The organism is Gordonia sp. LUNF6, assembly GCF_047041125.1.
Lineage (GTDB): Bacteria > Actinomycetota > Actinomycetes > Mycobacteriales > Mycobacteriaceae > Gordonia > Gordonia sihwensis.
The window spans coordinates 2,127,270-2,153,949 of record NZ_CP178181.1 but is presented as its reverse complement, the minus strand read 5'-3'; the positions used below and the strand labels follow the sequence as shown (position 1 = coordinate 2,153,949).

The window sequence follows — 26,680 nt, the reverse complement described above, 5'->3', positions numbered from 1 at the left end:
GATAGGGTGCACGCATGCCCGACACACCGTTCGTCGTCGAGATTCAATTGCGCTGGGGCGACATGGACCCGCTCAGCCACATCAACAACGTGCAGTTCGCGCGGATCCTCGAGGAGGCTCGGGTCCGGGCCATGCACCTGTGGTTCCAGAAGGACGATCGGCGGTTCGGCTTCCTGATCGCGCGGCAGGAGATCGAGTTCGTCACTCCGCTCCTCTATCACCACGAATCGGCCAAGGTCGAGATCTGGATCTCGCGGATCGGCGAGAAGTCGTTCGACTACGGCTACCGCGTCCGCGCCTGGGACGGCGAACTCGCTGCGCTCGCCGAGACCACCTGTGCCGTGGTGGATCTCGCGACCGGCCGACCCGCGCCGCTCCCGGAGGCGGTGCGTGCGGGGCTCGCCGAACACACCGGCGGGGAAGTGGAGTTCCGGCGGCGCCGCTGACACCGTCCCAGACGGCCGAGCAGTCCGGTAGCGCCAGTTGAGCAGAGGGGAGAGTCGCCAGTGCTGACCGTGCACCGCGCCGAGCAGGCGGGATGCCTCGTGGAGGCGCTCGCCGACACCCTGTCCCGGCCGCTGGCCGATCCCATGCGGACCGAGATCGTCGCGGTCCCCGAGCGCGGAGTGGAACGCTGGCTCCGGCAGCAGCTGTCGCTGCGGCTCGGCACCTCGTGCGGCGGCGACGGCATCGCCGCGAACATCGCCTTCGACTCGCCGTCGTTCCTGCTGCGTCAGGTGCTCGACGGCGTGTCGGACGATCCCGAGGCCGCCGAGAGCTGGTTCGCCGATCGTCTGCGATGGCCGGTGCTGCGGGTGGTGGACGGCCACATCGACGATCCCGTGCTCCGCGTTCTCGCCACACATCTCGGGACCGGAGACGCCCGCGCCGATCGCGGACGTCGGCTCTCGACCGCGTCGACCATCGCCGCACTGTTCACCTCGTACGGATGGCAGCGGCCGACGATGATCGCCGAGTGGGCCTCCGGCTCCGACACGGACGGTGCGGGAGGAGAACTCGCCGAGCATCTGCGGTGGCAGCCGTGGCTGTGGCGGCTGGTCCGCGAGGAGGTGGGGCATCCGCATCTGGCGGAGCAACTGCCGGTCGTGGTGGACCGTCTGCGCGCCGACGCGGACGCCGTCGACCTTCCCGAACGGCTCTCGTTGTTCGGGGCCACGCGGATCCCGCAGACGCTGCGAAACGTGCTCGCGGCGCTGTCGGAGCGGCGCGAGGTGGGCTTGTATCTTCCGCATCCCTCGCCCGAACTGTGGTCGGCGGTCCAGACCGCGGGGCCGCAGCGGAGTGGACGGCTGCGCGCCGAACGCCGACCGGTGCGCGTGCGGCACCCATTGCTGGCGAGCCTGTCCCGGGACGTGCAGGAGCTCCAGGAGGTGCTGGCGCCCGCGGTCGGCGCCACCTGCCACCATTCCGCGGAACACCGTCGTCCCGCGACACTGCTGGGTGCGCTTCAGGACGGCATCAGGCGCGACGATCCCGGGCGCCCGGCCGAGGGCGAGGGACTCGACCCCGGTGCCGACGGCAGCGTCGAGGTGCACGCCTGCCACGGTCCGCAGCGCCAGGTGGAGGTGCTTCGCGACCGGCTTCTGCACCTGTTCGACGCCGACCCGACTCTGGAACCGCGCGATGTGCTCATCATGTGTCCCGACGTGGAGGCGTACGCACCGCTGATCGGCGGGGTCTTCGGGCAGTCGAGCCGCGTCGGCGACCATCCGGCCTTCTCGCTGCGCGTGCGGCTCGCCGATCGGGGCATCCGTGCGCAGAACGCGGTGCTCGACGTGCTCGCCCGCGTCCTCGACCTCGTGGCGGGCCGGGTCCGGGCCGGCGATCTGCTCGATCTGGCCGCGACGGAGCCGGTGCGCCGCCGGTTCGGCTTCACCGACGACGATGTCGACACGATCACCGGCTGGGTCCAGCGCTCAGGTATCCGGTGGGGCGTCGACGAGACCCAGCGGCGCCGATTCGGGCTCGGCGGTTTCCCCCAGGGCACCGTGCGGACCGGGCTCGACCGCATCCTGCTGGGCGTGGTCGCCGAGGAAGCGGAGAACGAGTGGCTCGCCACCGCTCTGCCACTGTCGGGAATCGATTCGACGGACACCGATCTCGCCGGAAGATTCGCCGAGTTCGCCGAGCGCCTGACCACACTGCTCGAGACCGTGTCCGAACCCCATTCCTCCGGTCAATGGCTGCGAACGATGATCCACGCCGCCGATCTGCTGACCCACACCGACTCGGAGACCGAGTGGCAGCGGGCGCAAGCCGTCGGCATGCTCACCGATGCGCTCTCGGTTCCCGAGGGAACCCCGGAGTCCGAACTCGAGCTCGCCGACATGCGCGATCTGATGGCGCAGCTGCTCATCGCGCGTCCGACGCGATCGAACTTCTGCACCGGCGAACTGACCGTGTGCTCGATGGTGCCGATGCGCTCGGTGCCGCATCGGGTGATCGTGGTGCTCGGCATGGACAGCGGTCAATACCCGCGGGCCGGGGCCGTCGACGGCGACGACATCCTCCAGGTGGCGCCGATGGTGGGGGAACGGAATGTGCGCGACGAAGACCGCCAGGTGTTCCTCGACGCGATCTGTGCGGCGACCGAGCACCTGCTGGTGTTCTACACCGGCGCCGATGCGCTGACCGGTGCCCGGACGCCGCCGGCGGTGGTGGTCTCCGAGCTGCTCGACGCCCTGCGCGGGGTGCTCGGGGTCAGCGTCGGCGATCCGGTTCCGGTGCTGTACCGGCACACCCTGCACGCGTTCGACGAACGGAACTTCGTCGACGACGGTTCCGGGCCCTTCAGCTACGACGCGGCCCTGCTTCCGGGCGCCCGTGCTCTGAGCGCACTCACCCGATGCCGCGAGCGGGGACCCGCGCTGCCGGTGATCGCCGATGAGAGACTCCCGCGGGCGCCGGGCGATGCCGACGTCGACCTCGACCTCGACGAGCTCATCAGCTTTCTGGCCGCACCGGTGGAGGGTCATGCACGGCAGCGTCTCGGCGTGGGTCTGCCCGAACAGGCCGACGAACATCGGGACGAACTCGCCGTGGAGTTGGACGGTCTCGAACGGTGGGGCGTGGGCAACCGCTACCTCGACGCGCTGCTCAGCGGTGCGGATCCGCACGCCGCGCAGGGAGCCGAACTGCGGCGCGGCAGTCTGCCGCCCTTCGCGTTCGGAACCAGAGAGTTCGGTCCCATCCGAGACAAGGCGCAGGCGGTGGCGACTGCCGCACACGGCTATCGTGACGATTCCGCCGACGCCGTCGACGTCCGCGTGGTGCTGCCCGACGGCCGCCGGGTGTACGGGACGGTCGGAGACGTCTTCGCCGGCAGGCTGGTGCCTGTCAGCTATTCGCGGCTCGGGCCCAAGCATCGCCTCGCGGCCTGGATCCGGTTGCTGGCGATCCGGGCCGGTTCCGACCGCGACGTCGCCGAAGCCGTCGTCGTCGGCAGTGCCTCCGGTCGGTACCCGTCGGCCAAGGTGAGTCGAATCCGCACCCCTGACGACGCAGGGGACCTGCTGGCGGTGCTCGTCGCCATCCGTGACGCGGGACTGACCGCGCCGATCGGCCTGACCCTCGATGCCGCGGTGGCCGCGGCGTCGGAGTTCGGCAGGTCGGGCGACCCGGCGAAGGCCCGGCGTCGAGCCGAGTGGGCGTACAAGAAGTCGTACGGCGATCAGAACCGGTACGCCGGGCTCGTCTTCCACGGGGATCCCGACGCGGCGGTCGGATTCGAGACGATGGCCGCGGCGGTGCCGCAGCCGGAGGCGCTGTCGTCCGTGGCGGGTCTGCTGCCCGGCGACGACGCGACCGACATGTACATCCGACTCGCCGCGGCCCTGTTCGGGTCGCTCCTGGCGCACGAGGAGGACCGATGACGGCACTCGGAAGCGACACCGCCTTCGATCTCACCGGACCGCTGCCCACCGGGACGCTGGTCCTCGAGGCCAGCGCGGGCACCGGCAAGACATACGCGATCGTCGCGCTGGCCGTGCGCTACATTGCCGGCGGCGTCCCGGTGTCGGAGTTGCTCATGGCGACGTTCTCGAACGCGGCCTCCGCCGAATTGCGGGACCGGACGCATTCTCGTCTCACCGAGTGCGTCGCCGCGCTGCACGATCGGGCCACCGCACGCACGTCCGGCGACGATCTGATCGCCTTCCTGGCCGACGCGGACGCCGACGAGGTCGCACGGCGGCGTCAACGGCTCGCGGACGCCCTGTCGGACTTCGACGCCGCCACGATGGCGACCACCCACACCTTCTGCAATCGAATGCTCTCGGTCCTCGGCTTCCTCGGCGGCCGTCAGCAGCAGTTCCCGATCCTCGAGAACGTCGACGACATGGTCGCCGAGCTCGCGCGAGACGCTTACCTCGCGCGTTTCGCCGGCGACCCGGATTCGGCGCCCGGGTACGCCGAAGCCGAGCAGATCGCCGTCGCCGCGGTCCGCGATCCCGCTGCGGCACTGGCTCCGGACCGGGAGGACGAGCGGACCGAGGAGTCGGACCTACGAGTGTGGATCGCTCAGCAGGCGCGCGCACACACGGCGCTGCGCAAGCGGCTGGCCAGGGTCCGCACTTACGACGATCTGCAGCAGGCGCTGTTCGAGATCGTCACCGACGCCGAGATCGGCGATGAGGCGTGCCGCCGGATCCGCGCACAGTTCTCGGCCGTGCTCATCGACGAGTTCCAGGACACCGATCCTCAGCAGTGGGAGATCGTCAGGCGATGCTTCCACGATCACCTGCCGCTGGTGCTGGTGGGCGATCCGAAGCAGTCGATCTACGCCTTCCGCGGCGCCGAGGTGCTGAGCTACCTGAACGCGGTCGAGGCGGCAGACGAGCGGCAGCGGCTGACCGTGAACTGGCGTTCGGACGCCGCGGTGGTGGACGGGCTCGGCGCGCTCTTCGAGGGCGCGACGCTCGGTCACCGACAGATCGCCTATCAGCCGGTTCGGGCGCACCGTTCCGGATCGCGGATCCACGGCGCGCCCGCGGTCCGTATCCGCGGATTCCTGCGCGGCGACTTCACCACCACGACGCAGGACGGCACCACTCCCTTGGTCGCCGAAGTCCGCGAGCGCGTCACCGACGACGTCGCCGACGACATCGCGGGTGTGCTGGGCGGCGACGTGACCATCGACGACGGCTACGGCGCCCGGTCGGTCGAACCCGGCGACATCGCTGTTCTGCTCCGCGCCAACCGCACGATCGCACCGCTGCAGCGTGCCCTCGCCGAACGGGGCATCGCCTCCGTCGTCACCTCGGGCACCTCCATCTTCGCCACACCCGCGGCCCGATACTGGTGGTACGTCCTGTCCGCCATCGATACGCCGTCGCGACAGCCACGCGTGCGTCTGGCCGCGCTGACGCCGATCCTCGGACTGTCGGCCCAGACGCTGGAACGGCAGGGCGACACGGGTGTCGGAGCGCTGTCGGGACGGCTGGCCGAACTCGGTCGCGTCTTCGCCGACGGCGGGTTCGCGGCGATGGCCGCACGGCTCTTCGGCGAGTTCGGCACCGCGGAGCGATTGCTCGGCGTCGACGGAGGCGAGCGTCTGCTCACCGACGTGCTGCAGATCTCCGAACTGTGCAATCGGCATGTCACCGAGTCGTCGACCGGGATCGCCACGCTGGTCGACTGGCTCGGACGACAGATCGACGAGGGTTCGCAGTGGGGACAACAGCGTGACGCGACGCGACGGCTCGACCGCGACACCGAGGCCGTCCAGATCATGACGGTCCACGCGAGCAAGGGACTCGAGTTCCCGATCGTCTACGTGCCGTTCGGCTGGGACGGCGCCAGCCACCCGAATCCGGCCACCTTCCTGTTCCACGAAGGCGATCGCCGCTATCTCGACGTCGGAGGGAAACAGGCGCGCGGCTATGCGCGCCGCGATCGGCAGTCCCGCTCCGAAGGCGCCGGTGAGGATCTTCGACTGCTCTACGTGGCCGCGACCCGAGCCCGCAGCCAGGTGGTCCTGTGGTGGGCGCCGAGCACGACGACTGCGCGCGGGGCCCTGCACCGGCTGCTCTTCACCGCCGACGAGCGTCGACTGGCCGCACGGTCGGGCGACCTGTCGCCGATTCCGGACACCGTGCCGATCCCGGCCGGGGACACCGAGTGCGTCGGCGCTCTGCGCGGCGTCGCAGCCGGGAACCCCTCGGTCGTCGTGGAACCGGCGGGTCGCCGCGGCCGCACCGAGTGGCGCCCTCCGTCCGACGCGGGCACGCCTCCGGAACTGAGCGTGGCACGGTTCACGAGAAGCATCGATCAACGGTGGCGCCGAACGTCGTATTCGGCCATCGTGGCCGCGGCGCACGCGGCATTCCACGCCGAGACGCCCGGACCAGCCTCGCCGGTTCAGGCGGGGAGCGAACCCGAGGACGTGCTGCGGCCCGACGAGCCCGATGACGCGCGGGCGGAGGCCGGTGCGGTGTCCGGAGAAGTCGTGGGCACACCGTCGCTGATGAACGGGCTGCCCTTCGGCGCCGGATTCGGAACCCTCGTCCACGAAGTACTCGAGCATGTGGACACCGCGGAGCCGGATATGGCGGCGCACGTGCGTCAGATGTGCGTGCAGGGCGCCGCGGCACGGGGAGTCGAGATCGACGTCGATGTTCTCGCCCGCGCGCTGATCGGGGTGCTCACCACACCTCTGGGATTCGGCGATCTGTGGAGCATCGAACCCGGCGCGCGACTGGCCGAGATGGACTTCGAACTGCCGTTGTCCGATACCGCCGGCGGGTTCGGCCTCGAGGAGGTCGGAGATCTGCTCGCGCGGCATCTGCCGGGCGACGATCCGCTGGCACCGTATGCGGAAATGGTCCGGACGGTCTCCGACGAGACCTTCACCGGCTATCTCACCGGCAGCATCGACTCGGTGCTGCGGACCGCCGAGAACCGATTCGTGGTCGTCGACTACAAGACCAACCGCCTGCGTCCGGGGGATCTGGCGGTCGAGGACTTCGGTCGCGAGGCGATGGCCGAGGAGATGATGTCCGCGCACTATCCGCTGCAGGCACTGCTGTATTCGGTGGCACTCCACCGCTATCTGCGCTGGCGGCTCGCCGGCTACGACCCCGCACGGCATCTGGGTCCGGTGCAGTATCACTTCGTGCGCGGGATGGCCGGTCCGCAGACTCCGCCCGGCTGCGGCGTCTTTCAATGGGACCTGCCGCCCGCCCTGATCGTCGAGATGTCGGAGCTCCTCGCCGGCCGAACGGAAGGAGTGGGGCGATGACCGACCCGTCCGCGACCGCCGGAGCACTGTCGGACCGCTGCGCGCCGCAGCGTGTGGCCTCGGGATCGGATCTGCTCACGACGTTCAACGCGGCGGGTGTGCTGAACGCCGCCGATGTGCACGTCGCCAGGCGCGTCGCAGCGCTGTGCGGCGGACCCGTCGACGAGCAGGTGCTCCTTGCCGCAGCGCTGGCGGTCCGTGCCGTCCGGACCGGTTCCACCTGCGTCGAGCTGGACAGGATCGCCGATCTCGCGGCGGCCGGTGACGACCAGACGCCGCTGCCGTGGCCCGCACCCGACGCGCTGCGTGCGGCGCTGGCCGCGTCGCCGCTGGTGATCGGCGGCGGCACCGGCCCACTGCGACCGCTCGCCCTTGCCGAATCGGCCGACGGCCCGCTGCTGTATCTGCGCAAATTCTTCCGGCAGGAACAGAGCATCCGGCAGATCCTCGACGCACGCGCCGCGAGCCGGCCCGCGGTCGACGCAGCCGTGCTGACGGCGGCGCTCGATGCGGCGTTCGGGGCCGGCGACACGAGCGGCTACGACCGCCAGCGTGCCGCCGCGGCGCTGGCGGCCACCTCGTGGACCACCGTCCTCGCAGGCGGTCCCGGTACCGGCAAGACGTACACGGTCGCTCGCATCCTGGCCGTGATGGAGACGCTGTTCGGCGGCGACCTCCGGATCGGGCTGTGCGCGCCCACCGGACGCGCCGCGGCCCAGTTGCAGACGGCGATCGGGGAGTACCGCCGCGAACACCAGACCCTGCGGAGTGACCCCGCCGCGGTGACCGTGCATCGCCTGCTCGGATCTCGGCCGGACGGAACGTTCGTCCGCGGGGCGGGCAACCGTCTGCCTTTCGACGTCGTGGTGGTCGACGAGACCTCGATGCTCCCGGTCACGATGATGTGCCGTCTGCTCGAATCGCTGCGCGCCGACACCCGGCTCATCCTCGTCGGCGATCCGCACCAGCTGGTGTCGGTGGAGGCGGGCGCGGTTCTCGCTGACCTCGTCGACCGGGATGTGACCGCCGGGGCCGGCGCCGTGCTTCCGGACGCGTTCACGGCTGTGTGCGATCTCGCGGCGGCCGACTTCGATTCGGCGGAGACCTCCGCACTGGCGCGCGGCGTCATCACGCTGCGCCGCGGACACCGCTACGGAGACCGCATCGGCGAGGTCGCCGAAGCGGTCAACGCCGGCGACGCGGACCGGGTGATCGAGCTCATCGGCCACGGCGCGCGGTCGGAGCATCCGGTCCGGCTGATCGATCCGGATGACGCCGACGTGGTGCGGACCGAAGCCGTGGGCTGGGCACGGAGCCTGCGCGAGGCGGCGCGGAGCGGCGACGCCCGCGGCGCCGTGGTGGCACTCCGGGGGCACCGCGTGCTGTGCGCGCACCGGGACGGTCCCTACGGGGTCGCGGGCTGGTCCAGACGGGTGATCGGCTGGATCAGCGACGACCTCGGCGGTGCGGCCGGAACGGGCCGCTGGTATCCGGGCGAACCGCTGCTGGTGACCGCGAACGACCGGACGCAGGACGTCTACAACGGCGATTCCGGAGTGGTGATCGACGATGCAGGCGGGCTCGCCGCGGTCTTCGAACGCGGTCATGAGATCAAGCGGCTTCACCCGAGTCAGCTCGCCGACGCGATTCCGGTCTACGCCATGACCATTCACCGGAGTCAGGGCAGCCAGTTCGGCACGGTCACCGTGATCCTCCCGCCCCCGGACGCGGAACTGCTGACGCGGGAGTTGCTCTACACGGCGATCACCCGCGCCGAGCGCGAGGTGAACATCGTCGGCACACCGGAATCCCTGCGCGCCGCCGTCGGCCGCCGGGTGGCGCGGGCGTCAGGGCTGCGCACCGATCTCGTCGAGGTCGTGTCGCCGGCCTGAGCCGGGAGTCAGGCGAGCTCGGCTCCGCCCGGAACGAGATCGCGCCGCAGATACGACTCCCACTGCAGAAACAGTCGCTGCGGATCGCGGGGGAGTGCTCCGAAGGCCTTCATCGACGCGCTGCGCGCGATCTCCGTCTTGTGCGAGACGATCGCGCGGATCTTGCTGCCGAGGCAGTCGTCGACGTCGACGGCGAGGTCGATCCGGTCGCTGGGCGTCCCGGACACGGGAAGATGCGAGTCCTCGGTGAGGTGCGGTTTCAACGTGGTCACGGTGGTCTCGGGAATGGTGATGAAGTAGAGCGAACGGACCTGCCAGGGCTCGCCCGCGTCGGGGCGGTAGGCGCCGATCGCCGCGGCGTCGGCCGCGGCGCACGTGAGCCGGTTGGCGTGGATGTGATCGGGGTGGCCGTACATGCCGTAGGCGTCATAGGTGACGAGGATGTGCGGCTTGATCTCCCGGATGTGTGCCACCAGAGCCGCGACCTGCTCGTCGAAGGGCGCTGAGACGAACGGAGTCGCGCCGGGCGCGGACTCGGGGACGAAACTGTCGGCGTAGCCGAGCATGATGGGCTCGCGAGACAGTCCCAGTTCGCGGGCGGCGTCGAGCAACTCGCCGTGGCGCGCGGTCCCGGGCACCCACGTGCATGTCACCAGCGAGACCTCGCCGCCGCGCCGGGCGTGTCGTGCCATGGTGCCGCCGGTCCACAACGACTCGTCGTCGGGATGAGCGTGGACGAACAGAGCACGTGGAACCCCAGACACGCCCTTCACAGTACGCGCAGCCGCCCCGGTACACTCAGCGGCGCGAAATCAGCTCAACGATGAGGAGTTACGCGGTGACCTCGCAGGTGTACGAGTTCCAAGCCCAGGCACGCCAACTGCTGGATCTGATGGTTCATTCGATCTATTCGAACAAGGACAGCTTTCTTCGCGAACTGATCTCCAACGCGTCGGACGCGGTCGACAAGCTCCGCTTGGAAGGCTTGCGCGACAAGGACCTCGACGTCGACATCTCCGATCTGCACATCCGGCTGACCCCGGACGCCTCCGCTCGGACGCTGACCGTGTCCGACAACGGCATCGGCATGTCGCGCGAGGAGGTCGTCGACCTGATCGGAACCGTGGCGAAGTCGGGCACCGATGAACTGCGCCGGAAGCTCGCCGAGACCGACGCCAAGGACGCCGGGGAACTGATCGGCCAGTTCGGCATCGGCTTCTACTCGGTGTTCATGGTCGCCGATCGCGTCGAACTGGTCACGCGCAAGGCCGGCGAGACCGTCGGAACGCGCTGGGAGTCGACCGGCGACGGGACCTACACCCTCGACGAGGCCCCCGACGCTCCGCAGGGCACGTCGATCACCCTCACCCTCAAGGCCGTCGACGAGGAGAACGCGGTCCACGACTACGCCGACCAGAACGTGCTGCGCGCTCTGGTCAAGAAGTACTCCGACTTCATCTCCTGGCCGATCCGCATGCGGGTGACCAAGCAGGTGCCTGCCGCCGAGGAAGGCGGCGAGCCCACGACCGAAGAGGTCGACGAGACCCTGAACTCGCAGAAGGCGCTGTGGGCGAAGTCGCCCGGCGAGGTGTCCGAGGAGGAGTACGCCGAGTTCTACCGTCACATCTCGCACGCCTGGGACGAGCCCCTCGAGACCATCTCGCTGCACGCCGAGGGCACGTTCGAGTACCAGGCCCTGCTCTTCATCCCGTCGCAGGCGCCGTTCGATCTGTTCATGCGCGAGCGCACCAGCGGCATCCACCTGTATGTCAAGCGCGTGTTCATCATGGACGACGCCGCCGAGTTGATGCCCGAGTATCTGCGGTTCGTCCAGGGCGTGGTCGACGCCGCGGATCTGTCGCTGAACGTCTCGCGCGAGATTCTGCAGCAGGACCGTCAGATCCGCGCCATCCGGCGACGTCTGGTGAAGAAGGTCATCTCGTCGGTCCAGGAACTGCAGGACCGTCGTCCGGAGGACTACCAGACCTTCTGGAGCAATTTCGGCCGCGTCTTCAAGGAAGGTCTGATCAACGACCACGACAACGCGAAGGCGATCCTCAAGGCGTCGGTGTTCGGGTCCACCCACAGTGAGACCGAGCCGACCACACTGGTCGACTACCTCTCGCGGTGCAAGCCCGATCAGGACGTGATCTACTACATGACCGGCGAGTCGCGGACGCAGATCGAGCGGTCGCCGCACCTGGAGGCCTTCCGCGCGAAGGGCATCGAGGTGCTGCTGCTGTCCGATCCGGTGGACGAGGTCTGGGTCTCCTCCGGTCTCGACTTCGAAGGCAAGCAACTGGTGTCGGTGGCCAAGGGCGTCGTCGACCTGGATGACGCCGACGCGGACGCCGACGGCGAGGAGAAGTCGAAGCGCGACGAGGAGTTCGCACCGCTGCTGTCCTGGCTCGCCGAGACGCTCGCGGACGACGTCTCGGAGGCGCGGCTGAGTTCGCGGCTGACCGAGTCGGCGGCGTGCCTGGTCGGGGACACTTTCTCGATGACCCCGCAGTTGGAGAAGCTGTATCGGGCGTCGGGCCAGCCGGTGCCCAAGTCGAAGCGGATCCTGGAGCTGAATCCGGACAACGCCCTCGTCACGGCCCTGCGGAGCAAGTTCGACGCGGACGGCGACGATCACACGGCTCTCGAACCGACCGCCAAGCTGCTGTACGCGACGGCGGTGCTCGCCGAGGGCGGAGATCTCGACGATCCGGCGGAGGTCGCGAGGCTGTTGGCCGACACGCTCACCAGAGACCTCGGCTGACCCGGTGGGGATCCTCACGCGGCTGGCGATCCTGATCGGGTCGATCTCCTGGCTGCCGCGGTACCTCCCGTGGATCGTGAAGGCGGACACCGTGCTTCAGAAGGTCTCGCGCGGGCGAGTGGATCTGCTGCGGATCGCCGGACTGCCCGGGATCACCATCACGGTGCGCGGCCGCAAGAGCGGAGTGCTGCACTCGACGCCGGTGCTCGCGGCGCCCGACGGCGAGGACTGGATCGTCGCCGGCTCGTACTTCGGGGGACCGCGGACGCCTGCGTGGGTCTACAACATCCGGGCCGCCGATTCGTTCGACGTCGAGGTTCACGGGGCGGCGACGCGGATGTCAGCGACCGAGCTCTCCGGCGTCGAGCGCGCCGCCGCGTGGGACCGGCTGCTCGGCGTGTGGCCGAACTTCACGTTGTACGAGAAGCGCACGACCCGGGTGATTCCGCTGTTCCGCCTGCACCGCGTGAGCTGACCGTCGTCGCCGGGCCGTCCGCCGGCCGTTCCTGAACGACGACTTGTTCACAACCCTCCGAAACAGCAGTGGTCCCCGACGGATTCGTTCCGTCGGGGACCACTGCTGTTTCGTGTTGTTCGGGCCGTCAGCCGACGCCGAGCACCGCGACCGGAGAGTTTCCGAGTTGCAGGCTCAGGCGCTCGTTGGCGCTCTGGTTCATCCGCGCGGCGATCCGGCGAATGTACGCGTGAAAGGTGGACGCAAAGGTCGAACCTGTGCTGTTTCGCATGGTGGAGACCTCCTTCGTTCTTTGCAGTCCATACCTTTGTAACCTCCGCGCAAGGTGAAGTCAAGCGTTATTCGGGTCGCGTTAACCTTTCGTTCACCTAATCAAGGTTGCGGTCAACGGCTCAGTCGAGCAGTGCGGCGAGGCGTTCCACCTCGGCCACGGTGCCGGGGGAGACGAGCATCGTGGTGACCCCGGCGCGCTCCCAGACAGCTATCTGTTCGCGTACGTGGGCCTCGTCGCCGACGATCGCCGAATCGTCCACGACCGCGTCCGGGATGATCGCCGCGGCCTCGTCCTTGCGGCCGGACCGGAACAGCGCGGTGACCTCGTCGACTACCTCGGCGTAGCCCATTCGGCGGTAGACCTCCGCATGGAAGTTGGTGTCCTCGCTGCCCATGCCGCCCATGTACAGCGCGAGGAAGGGCTTGATCGCGGAGTAGGCGGCGGCGACGTCGTCGGTGAGGACGATCTGCGCCACCGCGGCGATCTCGAACGTCTCGCGGGTGTGGCGGGCGCCGGGTCGGGCGAACCCCTCGTCGAGCCAGGCGTTGTACTGGTCGGCCATCCGGGGTGTGAAGAACAGCGGAAGCCAGCCGTCGGCGATCTCGGCGGCCAGGGCGATGTTCTTGGGGCCCTCCGCGCCGAGGTGGACCGGGATGTCCCGGCGCAGCGGATGCACGATCGACTTCAGGGGTTTTCCGAGGCCGGTCGCCGACTCGTCGGACAGCGGGAGCGGATAATGCGGTCCGGGACTGGTCACCGGTGCCTCCCGCGCCCACACCTGGCGCATGATGTCGACGTACTCCCTGGTGCGTGCCAGCGGCTTCGCGAATCGCTGGCCGTACCAGCCCTCGACCACCTGCGGGCCGGAGACGCCGAGACCGACGATGTGCCTGCCGCCCGAGAGGTGGTCGAGGGTCAGGGCCGCCATCGCACACGCGGTGGGCGTGCGGGCCGACAGCTGAAGCACGGACGTGCCGAGTCTGAGGCGTTCGGTGTCGCTCCCGTACCAGGCGAGGGGAGTGTAGGCGTCCGAACCCCAGGCCTCCGCCGTATAGACGGAGTCGAAGCCCGCCCGTTCGGCGGCCTGAACGAGTTCGCGGTGGTTCGTGGGCGGCTGGGCGCCCCAGTATCCGAGTTGCAGACCGAGTTTCATCCCTCGAGGCTAACGGGGCAGTCGCGGGCGAGGCCCGCCATCGGGGGGCTGAACTGAGATCCGTCGGGGCAGCGGTGCCGGAGGGCGGATCGCCCTCGGACGCCGCTGACCCGACGGATCTCGGCCCGGTCAGTCGGTCAGCGGTGCAGGTCGAACCGGTCCGCGTCCATCACCTGCGTCCACGCGGCGACGAAGTCGTCGACGAACTTGGCTTCGGCGTCGTCGGCCCCATACACCTCGGCCAGCGCCCGGAGCTGGGCGTTGGCTCCGAAGACGAGGTCGGCGCGCGTGGCCGTCCACCGCTTCTCTCCGGTGGCGAGATCGGCGCCGACGAAAGTGCCGTCGCCGGCGTCGGTCCACTCTGTCTCCATATCGAGGATGTTGACGAAGAAGTCGTTCGTCAACGTCTCGGGACGGTCGGTCAGCACCCCGTGCTGCGATCGTCCGTGATTGGCGCCGAGCACACGCAGACCGCCGACCAGCACCGCCATCTGCGGGGCGCTGAGCTGAAGCAGCTGCGCGCGGTCGACCAGCAGGTACTCCGCCGGGATCGGCGCGTCGGCGGCGAGGTAGTTGCGGAAACCGTCCCAGCGGGGCTCCATCACCTTGAACGACTCGACGTCGGTGTTCTCCTGCGTGGCGTCGGTGCGGCCGAGTGAGACCGGCACCTGAACCGTGTGGCCGGCCGCACCCGCGGCCTTCTCGATCGCCGCTGCCCCGCCGAGGACGATCACGTCCGCCACCGAGACCTGCTTGACGCCGGACCCGGCGTTGAACTCCTGGGCGATCCCCTCAAGGACGGGGAGCACTACGTCGAGCTCAGCGGGCTCATTGACGGTCCAGTGGCGCTGCGGCTCGAGACGGAGACGACCGCCGTTGGCGCCGCCGCGCTTGTCGCTGCCGCGGAACGACGCCGCAGCCGCCCACGCCGTCTTGACCAGCTGAGACACGGTCAGGCCCGAATCGAGGATCCGCTCCTTGAGCGCCTGGGCGTCGGCGTCGTCGATCTGCTCGTAGTCCGCTACGGGGACCGGGTCCTGCCAGACCAGGGTCTCCGACGGGACCTCGTCGCCGAGGTAACGGGGAAGCGGGCCCATGTCCCGGTGCGTCAACTTGAACCACGCGCGTGCGAAGGCGTCGGCGAACTCGTTCGGGTTCTCCAGGAAGCGGCGCGAGATCTTGCCGTACACCGGGTCCTCGCGCAGGGCGATGTCGGTGGTCAGCATCATGGGCTGATGCCGCTTGTCGGGATCCTGCGGGTCGGGGACGCTGGTGGAACCGGCGTTGTCCTTGGGCCGCCACTGGATGGCTCCGCCCGGACCGATGTACGTCTCCCACTCGTAGCCGAAGAGGGTCCAGAAGAAGTTGTTGTCCCAGGTGATCGGCGTGCTGTTCCACGCTCCCTCGAGCCCGGAGCTGATGGCGTCGGCACCCGAGCCGGTGCCGTAGGTGCTCTTCCAGCCCAGCCCCATGTTCTCCATCGGAGCGTCCTCGGGCAGCGGTCCGACATGGTCGGCCGGACCCGCGCCGTGCGTCTTCCCGAAAGTGTGACCGCCGGCGATCAGGGCGACCGTCTCCTCGTCGTTCATCGCCATCCGGCCGAAGGTCTCGCGGATGTCGACGGCGGCCTTGAGCGGATCCGGATTCCCGTTGGGGCCTTCGGGATTGACGTAGATGAGGCCCATCTGGACGGCGGCGAGCGGATTCTCGAGGTCGCGGTCGCCGGTGTAGCGTTCGTCGTCGAGCCAGGTGGTCTCCGGCCCCCAGTAGATCTCCTCCGGTTCCCACTTCTCGGTGCGGCCGCCGGCGAACCCGAAGGTCTTGAAGCCCATCGATTCGAGGGCCACGTTGCCGGCGAAGATGATGAGGTCGCCCCACGAGAGCGCGGAGCCGTACTTCTTCTTGATCGGCCACAGCAGTCGGCGTGCTTTGTCGAGGCCCGCGTTGTCGGGCCAACTGTTGAGGGGCGCGAACCGCTGCATGCCGTGGCCGGCGCCGCCGCGACCGTCGGCGACGCGGTATGTGCCGGCCGAATGCCAGGCCATCCGGATGAACAGCGGGCCGTAGTGGCCGTAGTCGGCCGGCCACCATGCCTTCGAATCACGCATGAGCGCCTCGATGTCGCGGCGGACCGCGGTGAGGTCGAGGGATTCGAAGGCCGAGGCGTAGTCGAAGTCGGCGCCCATCGGGTCGCCCTCGGCCGGGTTCTCGGCGAGGAGCTTGAGATTCAACTGCTTCGGCCACCAGTCACGGTTGCCGCCGCCTTCGGCAGGGGCTGCCATCGCGGCCGCGTGGACCGGACATCCTGATGCGTTCTGAACGGGCTGTGGGTCGGACACTGCGGTTCCTTTCGGTGGGTGAAACTCCGGGGTGGCGATCAGTGAGCTGAACTGTCAGGACGACCGGAGTCGCCCGGAACGTCCTCGGCGGCGAGACAGTCGGGGCAGACGCCCCAGTAGATGACCTCGGCCTCGTCGATCTGGAAGCCGTGGTCGGTGGCCGCCTGCAGACACGGGGCCTCACCGACCGCGCAGTCGACGTCGCGGACGTCTCCGCATACCCGGCAGACCAGGTGGTGATGGTTGTCCGCGATCCGCGTCTCGTAGAGCCAGACGTGTCCCGACGGCTGGATCCGCCGGATCAGGCCGGCGTCGGTCAACGCGTGGAGGACGTCGTACACCGCTTGCCGCGAGACGCCGGGCAGTTCTTCGCGAACCGTCGTCAGAACGGTCTCGGTCTCGGCATGCGGATGCGCGTCCACGGCCGCCAACACGGCCAGTCTGGGCCGGGTGACTCTCAGCCCGGATCGCCGGATGACGGTGGAGTAGTCGGTGGCCATGCCCCCACTCTACGGCTTTTCTGGACTAAATCCAGTTTTCTCGAAATCTGCCACGGTGATGACGGCGTCACTCGACACGGACGAGCCCGCCGACCTGGTCAGAAAGGCCCGAGGGACGGCGCGCATCATCGTGTCGATGACCTCGCGGCTCACGCCGGCGGCGAGAAGATCAGGAATCACGCGGCCGGTCACCTGGAAGTAGTCCCAGTCCGGCGCGGCCTCGGCCAGGCTCGCAGGTTCGAACCAGTCGCTGAAGCAGAAGGCGTCCTGCGACAGCATGATCCGGTCGGAGTACCCGCGCTCGATCAGAGCGAGAAGCGTGCGCATACGGTCGGCGTACGGCAGGAGGACGTCGACGCCGAATCGATCGAGTCCGAGCAGCGAGCCGGCATCGGCCAGCCTCATGAGGTAGTCCAGATCCGTGGTGTCGCCGCAATGCGACATCCGGACCCGGCTCAGATCGACGCCCTCTTCGGCCAGGACCCGCTGGGCCACCAGTCCGGATGCGGTGTGCGGGTTCGTGTGGACCACCACCGGCGCGCCTGTCTCGACAGCCGCCCGTCCCACGGCCCGCATCACGCGCTCGACGCCCGTGCTCAATCCCTCGGATTCGATCGCGCAGTAAAGGAACCCGGCCCTGATCGCGCTGCGGCCGATGCCGACTGTCAGGTCACGGACGAACCGGCGCTCGAGCGGGTCCGGCGCGTCGAAACCGAGTCCGGGTCCGGTGTAATGAAACTGAAAAGGCAGATCGTGATAGGTGTACAGGCCGGTGGCCAGCACGATGTTGAGGTCCACGCGGTCGGCTACGGCGGCGATCCGTTCCACGTTGCGGCCGAGCCCGGGCACCGAGACATCCATCAGTGTGTCGATGCCCGAGGCCTTGAGTCGGGTCAGCGTGGCGACCGCCGCATCGATCTGGGCCTGCTCGTCCCAATCCGGCAGGAAGTTGACGCGATAGTCGTCGTTCACGACGAAGATGTGTTCGTGGGAGAGCACGTTGCCCAGGCGGTCCGCGTCGATCGGACCGGCCGCGGTTTCGATGCTCTCCATGGCGCCTCTCACAGAAATGGGCACCGTAGCGGCGCCCGCGATCATTGCCAACCTAGCCGCAGGAGACGCGCCTTGGCGCCGATACCGCAGAAGCCGTCCCACCGCACTGCTCATGGTTCGCAGATCGGGCCCCGACCTGCGGACTTCTCAGCGTCTGCTCAGTGAGCGGAGCCGAAGATGGACGGTATGCCGAAGCCCTCGATGACCGTCGGAGTCCTACTGCTGCTCACGACCGCCGCTCTCGGTGCGGTCGTCTACGACGTCCACGGCCCGCTCGCCGCCGACCGGAGCGTGTGGGAGTGGACGCTCGGACAGCGTTCCGGAACCGCGACCGGCGTCGCCGTGTTTCTCTCCACCGCTCTCAGCCCTGTCGGAACCATCGTCCTCGGCGCGGTGGCCGCGATGGTCCTGTGGCGCCGAGACGGCGGCGTCGAGCGAGCCGCGGCCCTGCTCTCGACGGTCGTCGCCGCGGCCGCCGTCGCGGAGGTGTTCAAGATCGCGGTGCATCGGACCCGGCCTCCGGTCGCCTGGCAACTCGAGGCCCATGAGACCGCTGGGTCGTTCCCGTCCGGACACACCACCGGCACCGCGGCGCTCGCGTTCGGGCTGGTCGCGGTCACCGCGGCGTCGGCGTCCGCCGCAACCAGAGTCGTCGCGGCGTGCGGAGCGCTGGCCGTGGTGCTCGCGGCCGCCGCATCCCGGCTCTACCTCGGAATGCATTGGATCACCGATGTGACCGCAGGCATTCTGGTCGGGGCAGCCGCCGCGCTGATCGTTCCGCCGCTGGTGCACGCGGTGCTGCGGCATGCGCCGCTGCATGCGAGGTCATGACCTAGGCTGTTCCCATGTTGAGCCCGGGCCAGTACTTCGCCAACTACTTGATCGAGCGAAGACTCGGGGTCGGCGGCATGGGGGAGGTGTACCTGGTCGCACATCCGCGGCTCCCCCGGGAAGATGCGCTCAAGGTGCTGCCCGCCGAGCTGACCGGTGACCCCACCTATCGGGCCCGATTCATCCGTGAGGCCGATCTGGCGTCCCAACTCGATCACCCGGGCATCGTGAGCGTGTACGACCGCGGTGAGTTCGAGGGGCAGCTCTGGATCGCGATGAAGTACGTCCCCGGGGCGGACGGCGACGCCCTGCTCCAGCAGTCGGGACCGCTCGACCGGGCGACGGTCTGCGAGATGATCGGCGCCGTCGCGGACGCTCTCGACTACGCGCACTCGCGGGGAATGCTGCACCGCGACGTCAAGCCCGCGAACATTCTGGTGGACGACTCGACCGCGGCGCACCGCAAGGTGTATCTCACCGACTTCGGAATCGCTCGCACCACCACCAGCGACACCGCGCTGACAGCGGCGAACCTGACGGTGGGGTCGATCCAGTACTGCTCACCGGAGCAGTTGCGCGGGGCCGCACTCGACGGACGCACCGACCAATACGCGCTTGCCTGTACCGCGTTCCGGCTCCTGACCGGCCGAGCGCCGTTCCCGCTCGCGAAACCGACCGACATCATCAACGCTCATCTCCACGCTCCGGCCCCGAGCGCCACCGCGGTTCTGCCCACTCTGGCACCCGCCGTCGACCTGGTCCTCGCACGGGCGATGGACAAGGACCCCGCCCGCAGGTACCGGACGTGCCGAGAGTTCGCGGACGAATTGGACGGGGCGCTGCGCAGACCGGGCTTCACACCGCAGGCGGCGACGCCGCAGGCTCCGGCGGCGTACGCGCCGACGATGATCAATCCGGCTCCGACCCCACCGCACAGCGGGGCACAGCCCACCGCGCCCCTCGCGCCGCAGTCGCCGCCGGCGCAGCAGGGCCCGTCGCCGGCGCAGCCCTACCCGCAGCGTCCCCGAATCGGCGCCTTCGGCCCGCCCCCGGTACCGCAATCTCCGGTACCGCAGCCCCCGATACAGCAGCCCCCGGCACAGCAGCCACCTCATTTCGGGCCGCCGCCCGGAGACTTCGGCCGGCAGCAGCCCTACGGTGCGCCCGGGTATCCGCCCGAGCCGACGGACACCGGCAGGCGGAAAGCCGTGATCGTGGCGGCGATAGTGCTGGTCGTCCTCGCGGCGATCGCGGTCGCCGGATTCTTCGTCTTCCGCGGCGACGACGGTCCCGACACCGCGGCCGGGACGTCCACCGTGCCGTCCACTCCCGAGTCGACGTCGTCGCCGGTGAGTACGTCGGCTCCCTCGACCACTGCCGGCGGGCCCGCGGTGGTCGCCGGCGTTCCGACGCTGTGTGCGGGCGGGGTCACGACGCAGTCGTCGTCCGCGTCCAGAGTCGGGACCGGACCGATCTCCATTCCGTCGAACGACCTTCCGGTCAGCGGCTGGGATCCCGACAACATCTCGCAGATCCCGTTCGCGGTGACGGCCAACGGCATCAAAGCCTCACGCCCGGCCGGCACGTCGGGGTGGATGGCGCAGATCGCCGTCGGCACGCTGCCCGCATCCTTCCGCGATCGCACGGAGCCCATCGCCAGGAAACTGGTGGAGTGTCTGTCGTCGAGTTCGGGGTACTCGGGAGTCGACGCCTCACCGGCCCGGATCGAGGACGTGCGCAACGACCGGCTCGACAACAAGATCACCGAGTACACGCTGATCCGGGCTCGCATCGACGTCCGCAATCAGCGCTCCGGTGTGCTCGGTGACGATGTCACGGTGGTCGTCGTGAACAGTTCTCCGATGACCTTCGCCTTCGGAGTGAGTCCGATCAACGATGCGACCACCAGGGCCGAAGTCGACAAGGCGATCGTGAATCTCCGCGTGCAGACCGGGAATTGATCGGCGCGAGTCAGAGCAGCTGCCAGGCCAGGGCGGCGCCGAGCGCACCCGAGGCGTTGAGAGTCCAGTGCAGGACGATCGGGGCGAGCAGATTGGCCGTTCGGAAGCGCAGCCAGCCGAGGATCCATCCGGCCGCGGAGGTCGCGACCACCGCGCCGACCACGCCGGCGACGGCGGCTCCGACGCCGGCGCCGATCGCATCGGTGACACCGGCGTTCCCCGCCGAGAGTCCGAGCGACGAGGCGATGTGCCACAAACCGAACAGGGCCGCACCGGCGATCAGAGTGAGCCGCCGGCTCATCACTCGCCGCAACGATCCCTGCAGCACACCGCGGAACAACAGTTCCTCGGGAAGCACGGTCTGCACGGGAATCCACACAAGAGCGGCGAGCAGCGCGTCACGCGCGGACGAGTAGCGGTCGTTCAGGAAGAACGTCCGGGTCCAGGGGATGGCGACGCCGGCACCGACCACCACGACGACCGCGACCACGACGATCGCCGACCACCGGAACCCGTACTTCAGCTCCGAGGAGCTGATGCCCATCTCCGACCACGCCAGGCCCCGCATCCGCGCGAGGAGCACCACCGCGACCGCGCCCACCGGAACCGCGAGGAGCCCCGGCCAATGCCCGGCGAAATGCGCCAGGGCGTTGACCGTGATCAATGCCGCGACCACGACGCCGACGATCGCCCAGTCTCGATGGTTGCGCGCCTGGCTCACTCGGCCTCCGGTCTGACGATTCTTCGAGCATCCCCCGCCACCTGAGCTATCTGACATGCGGCAGTGTCGGAACCACCGAACAATACCCGGACCGGGCCCCTCCCGGAGCGTCCACGCGATCCGGTCCGGGTAGGGGACAATGTGCTCCATGTCTGCCGACCGCCCCACTACCGCGCCCGCCGACAGTCACGACGTCATCAGAGTCGGTGGCGCGCGGGTCAACAACCTCAAAGACGTCAGCGTCGAACTGCCGAAGCGCAGGCTCACCGCCTTCACCGGAGTCTCCGGGTCCGGAAAGAGCTCGCTCGTCTTCGGCACCATCGCAGCCGAGTCGCAACGGCTGATCAACGAGACCTACAGCGCGTTCGTCCAGGGATTCATGCCGACGCTGGCCCGCCCGGACGTCGATGTGCTCGACGGCATCACCACTGCCATCATCGTCGACCAGGAGCGGATCGGTGCGAATCCGCGGTCGACGGTCGGCACCGTCACCGACGCCAACGCGATGCTGCGGATCCTGTTCAGCAAGCTCGGCGATCCCCACGTGGGCAGCCCCAACGCGTACTCGTTCAACGTCCCGACCGTGTCGGGCGGCGGTGCGATCAAAGTCCAGCGAGGCAAGCAGACCAAGGCGGTCAGACGGTCCTTCGAGCAACTCGGAGGGATGTGCCCGCGATGCGAGGGGATGGGAACGGTCTCCGACATCGACCTGAGCGAGATCTACGACGCGGACAAGTCGCTGTCCGGCGGAGCGCTCAAGGTGCCCGGCTACAGCATGGACGGCTGGTACGGCCGCATCTTCGCGGGCAGCGGCTACTTCGACATGGACAAGCCCGTCGGCCGGTTCTCCGATCGCGAACGCGATGATCTGCTCTATCGCGAGGCCACCAAGATCAAGGTCGAGGGCATCAACCTCACCTACGAGGGCATCATCCCGAAGATCACCAAATCGATGCTGTCCAAGGACATCGACTCTGTGCAGCCGCATGTGCGGGCCTTCATCGAACGCGCGGTCACGTCCACGACCTGCCCGGAGTGCGACGGCACCCGACTGGCCGAGCACGCCCGGAACTCCCGGATCGGCGGAGTCAGCATCGCCGACGCATGCCGGATGCAGATCTCCGACCTCGCGGACTGGGTGGCGGGGCTCGACGAGCCGACGGTGGCACCGCTGGTCGAGAAGCTCCATGCGGCACTCGAGTCGTTCGTCGAGATCGGCCTGGGCTACCTGTCCCTGGAACGGCCCACCGGAACACTGTCGGGCGGGGAGGCTCAGCGCACCAAGATGGTCCGCCACCTCGGATCATCGCTCACCGACATCACCTACGTCTTCGACGAACCCACCGTGGGACTGCATCCGCACGACATCGCCAGGATGAACGCCCTGCTGCTGCGACTGCGCGACAAGGGGAACACGGTCCTGGTGGTGGAGCACAAACCCGAGGCCATCGTGATCGCCGACCACGTGGTCGACCTCGGGCCGGGCGCCGGATCGCTGGGCGGAGAGATCTGCTTCGAGGGCACCGTCGAGCAATTGGCGGCCTCGGACACCTTGACCGGGCGTCATCTCCACGACCGCGCGCGGCTCAAGGACAGTGTGCGGACCCCGTCGGGATTCTTGGAGATCCGAGACGCCACCACCAACAATCTGCGCCACGTGGACGTCGACATCCCGCTCGGCGTACTCGCCGTCATCACCGGTGTCGCGGGGTCGGGCAAGAGCTCCCTGATCCACGGCTCGCTGCCCGCCGACGCCGACGCGGTGTCGATCGACCAGACGGCGATCCGCGGCTCCCGGCGGAGCAACCCGGCGACCTACACCGGTCTGCTCGACGCCATCCGGAAGACCTTCGCGAAGGTCAACGGAGTCAAACCCGCTCTGTTCAGCCCCAACTCCGACGGCGCGTGCCCGAACTGCAAAGGCGCGGGCGTGATCTACACCGATCTCGCCACGATGGCCGGCGTGGCGACGCCGTGCGAAGTCTGCGAGGGGAAGCGGTTCGACGCCGCGGTGCTCGACTACCGGGTCGACGGCCGGGACATCAGCGAGGTGCTGGCGATGTCGGTGGACACGGCGTTGGAGTTCTTCGACGACGGTGACGCACGCACGCCGGCAGCCCACAAGATCCTCAAGCGTCTCTCCGACGTCGGACTGGGCTATCTGACCCTCGGCCAGCCGCTCACCACGCTCTCGGGAGGCGAGCGCCAGCGCATCAAGCTCGCGATCGCGATGACTGAGAAGGCCGGCGTATACATCCTCGACGAACCGACGACCGGACTGCATCTGGCCGACGTCGAACAACTGCTCGGGTTACTCGACGCCCTGGTGGAGGCGGGGCGCTCGGTGATCGTGATCGAGCATCACCAGGCGGTCATGGCGCACGCCGACTGGATCGTCGACATCGGTCCGGGCGCGGGTGACGACGGCGGCCGCGTGGTCTTCGAGGGAACGCCGCGCGACCTCGTCGCATCGGCTTCCACCCTCACCGGCCGGCACCTGGCCGAGTACGTGGGCGCGGGTACCGGCGCCGACTGAACCCGGTGTCGGAGGCTCCCGCGCTACGTCGCGGGCCGGTGGACGGCCGGTCCCTGCTCCACGTGCATCCGGGCCGCCGACAGACTGCCTCGCGCCTCGAAGGTGCGCTCGTATCCGGTGGAACTGATGCGCCAGCCGTCGGGTGTCCGCCGGTAGGCGTCGCGGTAGAACGCGGCTCCGATGATGATGACGTCGTACTCCGGAACGATGACGCGGTCCTGCAGGTACCAGCTGCCGGTGGCGGTGTCGCCGTCGGTTTCGATGATCGGATGGTCGACGCGATGCTCGGTCACCATGGTCGGAGCCATGATCGTGCTCAGATGTGCGACCAGAGAGGCTCGGTCGTCGAAGGTCAGCGGCCGGCCGTTCACCTGCGATCCGTATTCGGCGTGCACGTCGTCGGTGAGCGTGTCGGCCAGCGCCGACCAGTCCTTCGTGTCGACGGCTCGCAGGTAGCGGTACTTCACGGTCTCGATGGCGCGCAGATCGTCGGCGGTGGTGATCGTCATGGGGGAGTCCTAGGGGCTGTCGGCGGGAGGTCGTCGGCCGGTGATGGGGCGGGCGGTCAGAGATCGGGGAGCGGCATCACCATGTTGGGGGCGATGAGACCGCCGTCCACCTCGATGGTCTTGCCGGTCATGTACGCCGAGCCGTCGCCTGCCAGGAACACCGCGGCGGCGGCGATGTCGTCCGGCACACCCAGTCGGCGCAGCGGGGTGCGGCTGACGATCTCCTCGCGGATCGCGTCGTCCTCGGCGACGTAACCGAGCGCGGGTGTGTTGATGGTGCCGGGTGCGATGGCGTTCATCCGAATGCGCGGCGACAGGTCCTGCGCGGCCATCCGGGTGTAGTGCGCGAGGGCCGCTTTAGCCGTTCCGTAGGCCAGCAGCCCGCGTCCCGGCTGAGTCGTGATCGACGAGGTGATGTTGATGATCGAACCGCCGCGGTCGTTGGACAGCATGCTCGGTACGGCCGCCAGATTGAGCGCGTGCGCCGTCCCGACGTTGAACGCGAAGGCACCGACGAGTGCTTTGACGCTGGTCTGCAGAAAGGGCTTCGGGAGGGCGCCGCCGACGTTGTTGACGACGATGTCGAGCGCACCGAACTCCCGCGTGGCGGCGTCGACCAGATCGGCGGGGTCGTCTTCGGCGACATTCGCGGGCACGGTGATCGCGCGTCGGCCCAGTCTCCGGATCCGGTCGGCGACCTGCTCGAGTTGGTCGGCACTGCGGGCAGCGATCACCAGGTCGGCGCCGGCTTCCGCGAGACCGAGCGCGATGCCGGCTCCGATGCCGCGGCCGGCACCCGTCACGATCGCTGTTCTGCCCTCGAGGGACTGGGTCTGGCTCATGGGACCGCCTTCATGAATCGAATATTCGAATAGGTGTGATTGAATATCCGTCACAAGGTAGCGGGGTATGAGCCGCGACACAAGATCGGCCCGCATGCGGGGGAGGACACACATGGCCGGATCGCCACCGACGCGCCGGGTGATCGACACCCTCGAACTTCTCGCCCGCGTCGAGCGCCCGCAGACCATCGCGGAGATCGCCGACGAGCTGGGAGTGGCCCGCGCCACGATGTCGGCGATCCTGGCCGAGCTCGACGACGCGGGGTGGGCTGAGCGCGACGCCTCTCGTGCCTATCGGCTGGGCCCGGCGGCGATGGCACTCGGCGGAGTCTCGCCTCCGGCGCTTCACCTGCCGAATCCGGACGTGGCGCAGGTTCTCGACGAACTCGTCGCGGCCACCGACTGCGGAGTGACGCTCGCGCGGATGGCGCCCGGCGCGATGACCGTCGTCGCCAAACGGCACAGCGAGGTGCGGCCGGTTCCCGGACTGGGGCTCGGCCAGTCGTTGGCGATCGTCTTTCCCGTCGGGGCCGCGGCGATGGCCTGGCGGGAGGCCGACCAGGAGGCCTGGCTGGGCGAGCGAGACCGTCCGAGACGGAGGCTCCTGCTCGAATCGGTACGTCGGCGCGGTTTCGCGGCGTACCGCCCGGAGTCGTCGGACGCGATGCTCGTCGAGGTGCTCGCCGAGTTGCTCGGCGCGGTGGGTCCGCTTCTCATCGACCCCGCGCTCCGCCACACGGCGACCCGTCGGCTCGCGCAATTGTCGTCGCGTGCGTATTCCGACGACGAACTCGACGGCGCTGACGCGCAGCCGATCAGCTATCTCGCAGCACCGGTCTTCGTCGGCGACCAGGCCGAGTTCGAGTTGCAGCTGGGGGTGCTCAAATCGGCGGTGGACGGTCGCGAGCGTCGCAGGCTCGTGACCGCGCTCGTCGAGGCGGCGGACCGGATCTCGGCACTCATTTGATCCGGCGGCGGCTCAGACTTCACTCGCCGCCAAGGCGTCGCTGAGGAGTTCGAAGGCGCGCTCGACGAGTTGCCGGTCGGCCGGTTCGAGCGTCTCGAGAGCCTCGGCGATCCGCCGCACCCGGGCGTTCCGCGTCGTCGAGACCACTTCGCACCCCGATTCGGTGGGATAGAGCAGTCGGGCCCGCGCATCGAGTGGATCGGGTCGCCGCTCCACGTAGCCCATATCCTCCAGGCCGGTGACGATCCGCGAGATGGCGGGGGTGGAGACCGATTCGATCTCGGCCAGCCGGGACAGCCGAAGGGGTGCGTGCTGGGTGATCGACCACAGGGCCGCGGCGGTTCCAGCGCTGAGACCGGAACCGGAACCGGCCACCCGCAGCACTCGATTGATCCGCACGAGCCGGTGGTGCAGCGAACGCACGTCGACGAGCTGCTCCTCGTTGTCCGACACCTGCTGCCTCCTCCGATGAACCGTTCCCACGCATGGTAGTCGGAGGCTCCCGGAGGGCTCGGGTCGCGTATGCGGCCACCGGCGGGGTCTCCACGCCCGCAGCCGCCGCCGAAGTGTGAACGTCGCTCCTTTGCGCTCTGTCGGAATCGGTG

20 protein-coding genes are annotated in these 26,680 nt (G+C 68.9%); 10 read left to right on the top strand and 10 right to left on the bottom strand.

Annotated features, from left to right (window positions below):
- Positions 1 to 14 precede the first annotated feature (14 nt).
- The 4 genes from ACK8HH_RS10075 to recD are packed head-to-tail and all read left to right on the top strand — an operon-like array spanning position 15 to position 9,150.
- Positions 15 to 446, top strand: coding sequence for an acyl-CoA thioesterase (locus ACK8HH_RS10075; protein WP_062367703.1), 432 nt, complete (start codon positions 15 to 17; stop codon positions 444 to 446).
- Positions 447 to 506: 60 nt separating this feature from the next.
- Positions 507 to 3,893 carry an exodeoxyribonuclease V subunit gamma gene (recC, locus tag ACK8HH_RS10070; protein WP_412475154.1) on the top strand — a complete coding sequence of 1,129 codons (3,387 nt, stop codon included), beginning with the start codon at positions 507 to 509 and terminating at the stop codon, positions 3,891 to 3,893.
- Positions 3,890 to 7,258, top strand: coding sequence for a UvrD-helicase domain-containing protein (locus ACK8HH_RS10065; protein WP_278127387.1), 3,369 nt, complete (start codon positions 3,890 to 3,892; stop codon positions 7,256 to 7,258). Before recC ends, ACK8HH_RS10065 begins: the two co-directional genes overlap by 4 nt.
- The gene (gene recD, locus ACK8HH_RS10060) at positions 7,255 to 9,150 is read left to right on the top strand and encodes an exodeoxyribonuclease V subunit alpha (RefSeq protein ID WP_278127386.1); all 1,896 of its coding nucleotides are present in this window, start codon (positions 7,255 to 7,257) and stop codon (positions 9,148 to 9,150) included. The genes ACK8HH_RS10065 and recD overlap by 4 nt, the downstream gene beginning before the upstream one ends.
- Positions 9,151 to 9,158: 8 nt before the next feature.
- Here the strand turns inward: recD and ACK8HH_RS10055 are convergent, their stop codons facing one another.
- Positions 9,159 to 9,923, bottom strand: coding sequence for a PIG-L family deacetylase (locus ACK8HH_RS10055; RefSeq protein WP_006895056.1), 765 nt, complete (start codon positions 9,921 to 9,923; stop codon positions 9,159 to 9,161).
- 50 nt (positions 9,924 to 9,973) lie between these two features.
- Between ACK8HH_RS10055 and htpG the strand changes: the two genes are divergently transcribed.
- Positions 9,974 to 11,914 (top strand): molecular chaperone HtpG, encoded by a 1,941-nt coding sequence (gene htpG / locus ACK8HH_RS10050; RefSeq protein ID WP_039866851.1) that lies wholly within the window; start codon positions 9,974 to 9,976, stop codon positions 11,912 to 11,914.
- Positions 11,915 to 11,918: 4 nt separating this feature from the next.
- Positions 11,919 to 12,389, top strand: coding sequence for a nitroreductase family deazaflavin-dependent oxidoreductase (locus tag ACK8HH_RS10045; protein WP_006895053.1), 471 nt, complete (start codon positions 11,919 to 11,921; stop codon positions 12,387 to 12,389).
- 127 nt (positions 12,390 to 12,516) lie between these two features.
- On the opposite strand, the gene ACK8HH_RS10040 is transcribed toward ACK8HH_RS10045, so the two are convergent.
- The 5 genes from ACK8HH_RS10040 to ACK8HH_RS10020 form a co-directional block, all read right to left on the bottom strand.
- Positions 12,517 to 12,660 carry a hypothetical protein gene (locus ACK8HH_RS10040; protein WP_156150511.1) on the bottom strand — a complete coding sequence of 48 codons (144 nt, stop codon included), beginning with the start codon at positions 12,658 to 12,660 and terminating at the stop codon, positions 12,517 to 12,519.
- A 121-nt stretch (positions 12,661 to 12,781) separates the two neighbouring features.
- Positions 12,782 to 13,816 (bottom strand): LLM class F420-dependent oxidoreductase, encoded by a 1,035-nt coding sequence (locus ACK8HH_RS10035; protein WP_375004014.1) that lies wholly within the window; start codon positions 13,814 to 13,816, stop codon positions 12,782 to 12,784.
- Positions 13,817 to 13,953: 137 nt separating this feature from the next.
- The gene (gene katG / locus ACK8HH_RS10030; protein WP_375004015.1) at positions 13,954 to 16,155 is read right to left on the bottom strand and encodes a catalase/peroxidase HPI; all 2,202 of its coding nucleotides are present in this window, start codon (positions 16,153 to 16,155) and stop codon (positions 13,954 to 13,956) included.
- Positions 16,156 to 16,193: 38 nt separating this feature from the next.
- Positions 16,194 to 16,655 (bottom strand): Fur family transcriptional regulator, encoded by a 462-nt coding sequence (locus ACK8HH_RS10025; RefSeq protein WP_006895049.1) that lies wholly within the window; start codon positions 16,653 to 16,655, stop codon positions 16,194 to 16,196.
- 9 nt (positions 16,656 to 16,664) lie between these two features.
- Complete coding sequence (locus ACK8HH_RS10020) at positions 16,665 to 17,708, bottom strand: phosphotriesterase (RefSeq protein ID WP_006895048.1); 1,044 nt, start codon at positions 17,706 to 17,708, stop codon at positions 16,665 to 16,667.
- Positions 17,709 to 17,885: 177 nt separating this feature from the next.
- Between ACK8HH_RS10020 and ACK8HH_RS10015 the strand changes: the two genes are divergently transcribed.
- A complete protein-coding gene (locus ACK8HH_RS10015) occupies positions 17,886 to 18,539 on the top strand; it encodes a phosphatase PAP2 family protein (RefSeq protein ID WP_278127383.1) in 654 nt (217 codons plus the stop codon).
- Positions 18,540 to 18,553: 14 nt separating this feature from the next.
- Positions 18,554 to 20,500, top strand: coding sequence for a serine/threonine-protein kinase (locus tag ACK8HH_RS10010; RefSeq protein ID WP_278127382.1), 1,947 nt, complete (start codon positions 18,554 to 18,556; stop codon positions 20,498 to 20,500).
- 10 nt (positions 20,501 to 20,510) lie between these two features.
- Here the strand turns inward: ACK8HH_RS10010 and ACK8HH_RS10005 are convergent, their stop codons facing one another.
- Positions 20,511 to 21,221 carry a CPBP family intramembrane glutamic endopeptidase gene (locus ACK8HH_RS10005; protein ID WP_006895045.1) on the bottom strand — a complete coding sequence of 237 codons (711 nt, stop codon included), beginning with the start codon at positions 21,219 to 21,221 and terminating at the stop codon, positions 20,511 to 20,513.
- A 148-nt stretch (positions 21,222 to 21,369) separates the two neighbouring features.
- Here ACK8HH_RS10005 and ACK8HH_RS10000 point away from each other — a divergent pair, with 148 nt between their 5' ends.
- A complete protein-coding gene (locus ACK8HH_RS10000; protein WP_062367711.1) occupies positions 21,370 to 23,757 on the top strand; it encodes an ATP-binding cassette domain-containing protein in 2,388 nt (795 codons plus the stop codon).
- A 23-nt stretch (positions 23,758 to 23,780) separates the two neighbouring features.
- Here the strand turns inward: ACK8HH_RS10000 and ACK8HH_RS09995 are convergent, their stop codons facing one another.
- Positions 23,781 to 24,266 (bottom strand): nuclear transport factor 2 family protein, encoded by a 486-nt coding sequence (locus ACK8HH_RS09995; protein ID WP_062367712.1) that lies wholly within the window; start codon positions 24,264 to 24,266, stop codon positions 23,781 to 23,783.
- 56 nt (positions 24,267 to 24,322) lie between these two features.
- On the bottom strand, positions 24,323 to 25,108 hold the full coding sequence (locus ACK8HH_RS09990) for an SDR family oxidoreductase (protein WP_045538464.1): 786 nt from the start codon (positions 25,106 to 25,108) through the stop codon (positions 24,323 to 24,325).
- 112 nt (positions 25,109 to 25,220) lie between these two features.
- Here ACK8HH_RS09990 and ACK8HH_RS09985 point away from each other — a divergent pair, with 112 nt between their 5' ends.
- On the top strand, positions 25,221 to 26,075 hold the full coding sequence (locus ACK8HH_RS09985) for a MarR family transcriptional regulator (protein ID WP_278127381.1): 855 nt from the start codon (positions 25,221 to 25,223) through the stop codon (positions 26,073 to 26,075).
- Between the two features lie 12 nt (positions 26,076 to 26,087).
- Here the strand turns inward: ACK8HH_RS09985 and ACK8HH_RS09980 are convergent, their stop codons facing one another.
- Positions 26,088 to 26,528 carry a MarR family winged helix-turn-helix transcriptional regulator gene (locus ACK8HH_RS09980; RefSeq protein WP_045538462.1) on the bottom strand — a complete coding sequence of 147 codons (441 nt, stop codon included), beginning with the start codon at positions 26,526 to 26,528 and terminating at the stop codon, positions 26,088 to 26,090.
- Positions 26,529 to 26,680: the final 152 nt, after the last annotated feature.